Source organism: Gilliamella sp. Imp1-1, from assembly GCF_001690415.1.
Classification (GTDB): domain Bacteria; phylum Pseudomonadota; class Gammaproteobacteria; order Enterobacterales; family Orbaceae; genus Gilliamella; species Gilliamella bombi.
In genome coordinates this window covers 1-5,777 of record NZ_LZHK01000109.1, presented here as the reverse complement: position 1 = coordinate 5,777, position 5,777 = coordinate 1, and the positions used below count along the sequence as shown (strand labels likewise).

The window sequence follows — 5,777 nt, the reverse complement described above, 5'->3', positions numbered from 1 at the left end:
ACAGTGATAGCCGATAAAGGTTATGACAGCGAGCCTTTTCGGTGCTTTGTTCGTCAAAAAGGCGGACGAACGGTGATTGCTAAACGTAATTATGGTAAGGATATAGATAAAAGCAGTATGGATAGGTGCCTTTATCGCTATCGTCATTTAGTCGAGAATGCCTTTGCTAGAATCAAGCAATATCGTTCAATATCAACTAGATACGATAAGTTAGAAAGGAATTATGCTAGTATGGTATCACTGGCATTTATGTTAATGTGGCTGCCAATGTATTGTTGAGTAATTTATGTACAGCAAAGATCAACAGCCCCTATTAACAAAATTAAGGCACACAATGTGCCTTAATAAATATATTAACTATAAATGTAGCTATTTAACTGTTTTTTCACTACGTGATAAGCCTATAATTCCTGAACGGACTGTTTCGATAATATTGCATGTTTCACGGATTGAGGCTAAAAATGAATCTAGTTTTTCGCTAGTACCCGATAGTTGTACAATGTAATGTGTTGCAGTGACATCTACGATCGAGCCCCTAAAAATATCGGCACAACGTTTAACTTCATCACGTGCCTGTGAACCTTTTGCTTCTACTTTTACTAGCATGATTTCACGCTCTACATGCGGGCCTTCGGTTAAATCATGAACACGGTAAACATTAACAAGTTTATGCAATTGCTTTTGAATTTGTTCAATCACATGCTCATCACCCGAGGTCTGAATTGTCATGCGGTGCATGGTAGGATCTTCGGTCTGAGCAGTGGTAATAGTTTCAATATTAAAACCACGTTGCGAAAACAAGCCGATAATTCGTGATAATGCGCCCGGTTCGTTTTCGGTTAAGATTGATAATATATAACGCATTAGGTTCTCTCCGTTTTACTAAGCCACATTTCGTTCATTGCACCACCTCGAACTTGCATTGGATATACATGTTCAGTCGCATCAGTCATAACATCAACAAAAACTAAACGGTTTTTGATTGCCAGTGCTTGTTTCAGTTTAGATTCTAGTTCCTCACGCTTTGTTATTACCATACCAACATGACCATAGGCTTCTGCAATTTTGGCAAAATCAGGTAGAGATTCCATATAAGAACTTGAATGGCGTCCAGCATAAATCATATCTTGCCACTGTTTAACCATACCTAAAAAGCGGTTGTTCAAATTTAAAACCAATACTGGTAAGCCATATTGCAATGCAGTTGATAATTCTTGAATATTCATTTGGATACTACCATCGCCTGTTACACATACAACGGTTTTTTTAGGATATGCTAATTTAACTCCTAGCGCTGCTGGCAAACCAAATCCCATCGTGCCAAGCCCACCAGATGTGATAAAGTGACGAGGTTTGTCAAATGGGTAATAAAGCGCAGTAAACATTTGATGCTGACCAACATCGGTCGTCACAAATGCATCACCTTTGGTTAGTTTATATAACACTTGTATCGTTTCTTGTGGTTTAATGCTTTGCCCTTCATGGTTATAAGCTAAGCAGTGACGTGATCGCCAGTGTTCTATCTGTTTCCACCAATCAATTAATGCGTCAAGATCACGTTCTGTATCTAACTCATCTAACATAGACAGCAAAGTTTCAAGAACAACTTTTGCGTCTCCAACTACAGGAATCGAAGCAGATATAGTTTTTGAAATAGAAGTCGGATCAATATCAACATGAATAATTTTGGCTTTTGGACAATATTTTTCAACATTATTGGTTGTTCGATCATCAAAACGTGCACCAATTGCAAAAATTACATCGGCATTATGCATGGACATATTAGCTTCATAAACACCGTGCATACCTATCATACCAAGATAATGTTTATCAGTTCCTGGAAAAGCACTAATACCCATTAACGTTGAAGCGACAGGTAAGTTTAATTTTTCTGCAAGTGTTTTAATTTCGCCACTAGCATCGGCGGCAATAACCCCACCACCAATAAATAACACCGGCTTTTTAGCCGATAATAACGTGGTTAATGCTTTTCTGATCTGTTTTTTATGGCCTTGAATAGTTGGATTGTAAGATCTCATTAAAACTGATTTTGGATAATGATAATTATATTTGTTAGCTGGATTAACAATATCTTTTGGTAGATCGATAACCACTGGACCGGGCCTACCTGTCGAAGCAATATAAAATGCTTTTTTGATAGTTTCTGGAATATCTTTACTATCTTTGACTAAAAAACTGTGTTTAACAATCGGACGCGAAATTCCGATCATGTCACATTCTTGGAATGCATCATTACCAATTAGGTTACTGGCAACTTGTCCTGACAATATAACCAGTGGAACCGAATCCATATAAGCTGTTGCAATACCAGTAATAGTGTTTGTTGCCCCAGGACCTGATGTAACTAAAACAACACCAACATTCCCTGTTGCTCTAGCATAACCATCGGCCATATGTACCGCAGCTTGTTCATGGCGAACTAATATATGTTCAATACCGCCTAATGTGTGAATTGCATCATAAATATCAAGAACACTACCACCGGGATAGCCAAATATCTGTTTTACTCCTTGGTCAATCAAAGATTGAATAACCATCTCTGCGCCTGACAGTTTTGCCATGGTTGTTGTCTCCAATGTAACTGATTAGTCATTTAGTGGTTTATTTTGCATCAACTTATAAACAAAATCAATTAAAGTCAATTAACTAAGCGTTTTACTGAAAAAATTATCCACAAATACAAGTATTTTTTAAAATATTATGAATAATATCCGTAATCTATCTATTTTATTTAAATATTGCTAATTGATTTTATTGTTATTTTTTTATTTTTTATATAAACTCAGGAGATAAGTATTTCTAGCCATAACGGTGCTAGGATTCTTCATCACCCAAAGGTACAAATATGAGCAATATTTCTTCTAAACCAACCTCTCTTGCTGACTGGCAATTAGTTAAAGTTACAGGTGAGGATAACCGAGCTTTCTTGCAAGGTCAAATAACTAACGATATTAACCGACTTTCAGAAAAATCTACTCTTTATGCTGCTCATTGCGACAGTAAAGGCAGAATGTGGAGTACTTTATTGTTATTTCAACGAGGTAATGATATTTACTATATTGAGCGTAAAAGTGTTGTTAAAAAACAGATTGCCGAACTAACAAAATACGCTGTTTTTTCTAAAGTAACTATCGAACCAGTCGAAGATCTAAATATGGTCGGCTTGGTTGGAGATGCGATCCCTCCTGGAATCACAAAAAAATTAAGCGATAAAAACTGTTTTACTGAAAATAATATCACCTATATCAAACTACCTTTACCGCAAATGCGTGTTATTATGGTAACGCCGGAGCCTATTTCTGAAGATTTACATCCATGTAGCGACTGGCTAAAACTTGATCTTCAAGCTGGTTATCCTATCATTGATAATGACAATATGGCAATATTATTACCACAAGCTTGTAATTTGCAATCTTATGATGCAATCAGCTTTGAAAAAGGTTGTTACTGTGGTCAGGAAATGGTAGCTAGAGCGCAGTTCCGTGGAGCAAATACTCGTGGTATGTATGTTATAAAGGGCACGAGTGATGTTCTACCTAAAATTGGTAGTACACTTGAATATAAACTTGCCGGTGGTTGGCGAGAAGGGGGACTTGTGTTAGCTGCGGCAAAACTAGACGAAAAAGACGGTGTTTGCGTCCAAGTGGTACTTAATAATGGAATTGATTTAAATACGCCATTTAGAGTATATGGAAATGACAATAGCCGAATGACATTTTAATTGTCTGCGACTAATAAGCTGGGATAACACAACGTTTATTCCAGCTGTCGTTGAAATCTCGTTTTAACTTAGTTAGCAAGTTCTTGGTTAACTATTTCAACAAAATAGCTTACACCAGTTGTTAACACTTCATCATTAAAGTTAAAAGCTGGATTATGCAAATTAGCCCCTTTACCAGCGCCCAACCATACATAAACACCAGGGATTTTTTGTAGCATAAAAGCAAAATCTTCTGAACCCATTGAAGGGAGAGGATCAATAATTAAGTTATCTTGTCCCACAACTTGTTTAGCAGCTGCAATAGCAATATCAGCTTGTTTAGCGTAATTGATGGTAGCTGGGTAACGGCGTTGATAATCTACTTCCGCCTTGACTCCAAATGTTGTGGCAATACCTGTTGCTATTTGTTTAATACGATTTTCAGCCATATCTTGTACTTGTGCACTAAATGTTCTAACAGTACCGCGAATAACCGCTTCCTGTGGTAACACATTCCAAGTATCGCCACTATGAATTTGCGTTACGCTAACTACCAATGAACTTAAAGGATCAGCATTACGGCTCACAATACTTTGTAATCCATTTACGATTTGCGTAGCTGTCAAAATTGTATCTTTCCCTAGATGAGGCGCAGCGGCATGAGCACCAACACCCGTTATTTTGATCTCAAATACATCATACGATGCCATCATTGGGCCATGATTAATATAAAAGTGATTTAACTCCATATTAGGTTGATTATGCATGCCATATACTGCTTCAATCGGAAATCGTTCAAATAAGCCATTTTCAACCATTACTCTGGCTCCGCCTTCGTTTTCTTCAGCTGGTTGAAAAATAAGAACAACAGTACCAGCAAAATCACAGTGTTCGCTAAGATATCTAGCCGTTCCTAGTAACATAGCAGTATGTCCATCATGACCACACCCATGCATTTTGCCAGAAATGGTTGAGCAATAACTAATATTATTTTCTTCAATAATATCTAATGCATCTATATCAGCTCGCAGAGCAATCCATCGTCCATCACGATTACCTTTAATAATACCAACAACTCCTGTTGGAGCAAAATCAGTATATAACTCGGTAATACCAAAGGATTGTAACTTTTCGATAATAAATTGCGTGGTTTTAACCTCTTCAAAGGCTGTTTCTGGATGGGCGTGAATATGATGGCGCCATGTTATCATTTCGGTTTTTAATTGATTAATACTATTAGTTATCATAAGTAATTCCTTAGTAGGTGAATAACCTGCGGTTCAACAAACCTAGCTAACACTATAACGCGATTTTCACTTTTATAAAAATAACTAATTTTACTATGGATATCAATTTTAGTTATATATTGCATTTAATGAAAAAATAATACATTTATGAGTAGGAAAACGCTGAGTTGTTTACACTTCATGGTTAAAATAATCCTCTAAAAACTCATAAGGTGTTTTCCCTGAAATCGCTTTATGTGGTTTAACGGTATTATAAAAATTAATAAAGCGTTTCAGTTTTTGTTTTCTATCTATTGAATCGCTAAATATATGCTGATTATGCCACATCGCAATTCAAAGTTCGTATCACTCTTTCGGCTTTCCCATTCGTTTGTGGGCAGGCGGGTTTGGTGAATTTTTGATTAATACGGTGGTTGTTACACGTTTTAACAAATAAGTGTTCGCTGGTGCCTTGATATTCACGTCCATTATCGGAATAAACACATTCAATAGTATAAGGACATTGGGTTAACAAATCGTTTTGTAAAAATTGTGCCGCGCTAAATTGGGATTTATTAGGGTAAATACCCGCATAAAGCTCACGTGAAAAATCATCAATACCGACAAATAAATATTCTCTAGTTTGCTGTTTCGTTTCATTTTTAAGTAAAGGTAAACGTTTGGTATCAACGTGTAACATTTCACCCGGATAGGTTTTGTTATAGCGTTTAGCTTGCCGTCTTAATTTATCTTCAATCGATTTTTCGACTTTAACCAGACGTTTAATTCCATAACGAATGGTTTTATAACGTTCATTCTTACTGGTTAAA

At 36.5% G+C, this 5,777-nt stretch carries 7 protein-coding genes; 2 read left to right on the top strand and 5 right to left on the bottom strand.

The window, feature by feature from the left end:
- Nucleotides 1-279: transposase (locus A9G38_RS12320; protein ID WP_176700366.1), on the top strand; the 279-nt coding region annotated here is incomplete at its 5' end.
- 90 nt (nucleotides 280-369) lie between these two features.
- Here the strand turns inward: A9G38_RS12320 and ilvN are convergent.
- Nucleotides 370-864 carry an acetolactate synthase small subunit gene (gene ilvN / locus A9G38_RS09375; protein ID WP_034915536.1) on the bottom strand — a complete coding sequence of 165 codons (495 nt, stop codon included), beginning with the start codon at nucleotides 862-864 and terminating at the stop codon, nucleotides 370-372.
- On the bottom strand, nucleotides 864-2,582 hold the full coding sequence (gene ilvI, locus A9G38_RS09370) for an acetolactate synthase 3 large subunit (protein WP_034915538.1): 1,719 nt from the start codon (nucleotides 2,580-2,582) through the stop codon (nucleotides 864-866). Before ilvI ends, ilvN begins: the two co-directional genes overlap by 1 nt.
- 284 nt (nucleotides 2,583-2,866) lie before the next feature.
- On the opposite strand from ilvI, the gene ygfZ reads away from it, so the two are divergent.
- Nucleotides 2,867-3,742, top strand: a complete 876-nt coding sequence (ygfZ, locus tag A9G38_RS09365) for a tRNA-modifying protein YgfZ (protein WP_034915540.1) — start codon at nucleotides 2,867-2,869, stop codon at nucleotides 3,740-3,742.
- Nucleotides 3,743-3,810: 68 nt separating this feature from the next.
- Here the strand turns inward: ygfZ and A9G38_RS09360 are convergent, their stop codons facing one another.
- The 3 genes from A9G38_RS09360 to A9G38_RS12480 all read right to left on the bottom strand — a co-directional run.
- The gene (locus A9G38_RS09360) at nucleotides 3,811-4,968 is read right to left on the bottom strand and encodes a M20 aminoacylase family protein (protein ID WP_034915543.1); all 1,158 of its coding nucleotides are present in this window, start codon (nucleotides 4,966-4,968) and stop codon (nucleotides 3,811-3,813) included.
- 171 nt (nucleotides 4,969-5,139) lie between these two features.
- A complete protein-coding gene (locus A9G38_RS12485; RefSeq protein WP_141671754.1) occupies nucleotides 5,140-5,295 on the bottom strand; it encodes an integrase core domain-containing protein in 156 nt (51 codons plus the stop codon).
- On the bottom strand, nucleotides 5,285-5,777 hold a 493-nt coding region (locus tag A9G38_RS12480; protein WP_218056516.1), incomplete at its 5' end, for a DDE-type integrase/transposase/recombinase. The genes A9G38_RS12480 and A9G38_RS12485, both read right to left, overlap by 11 nt.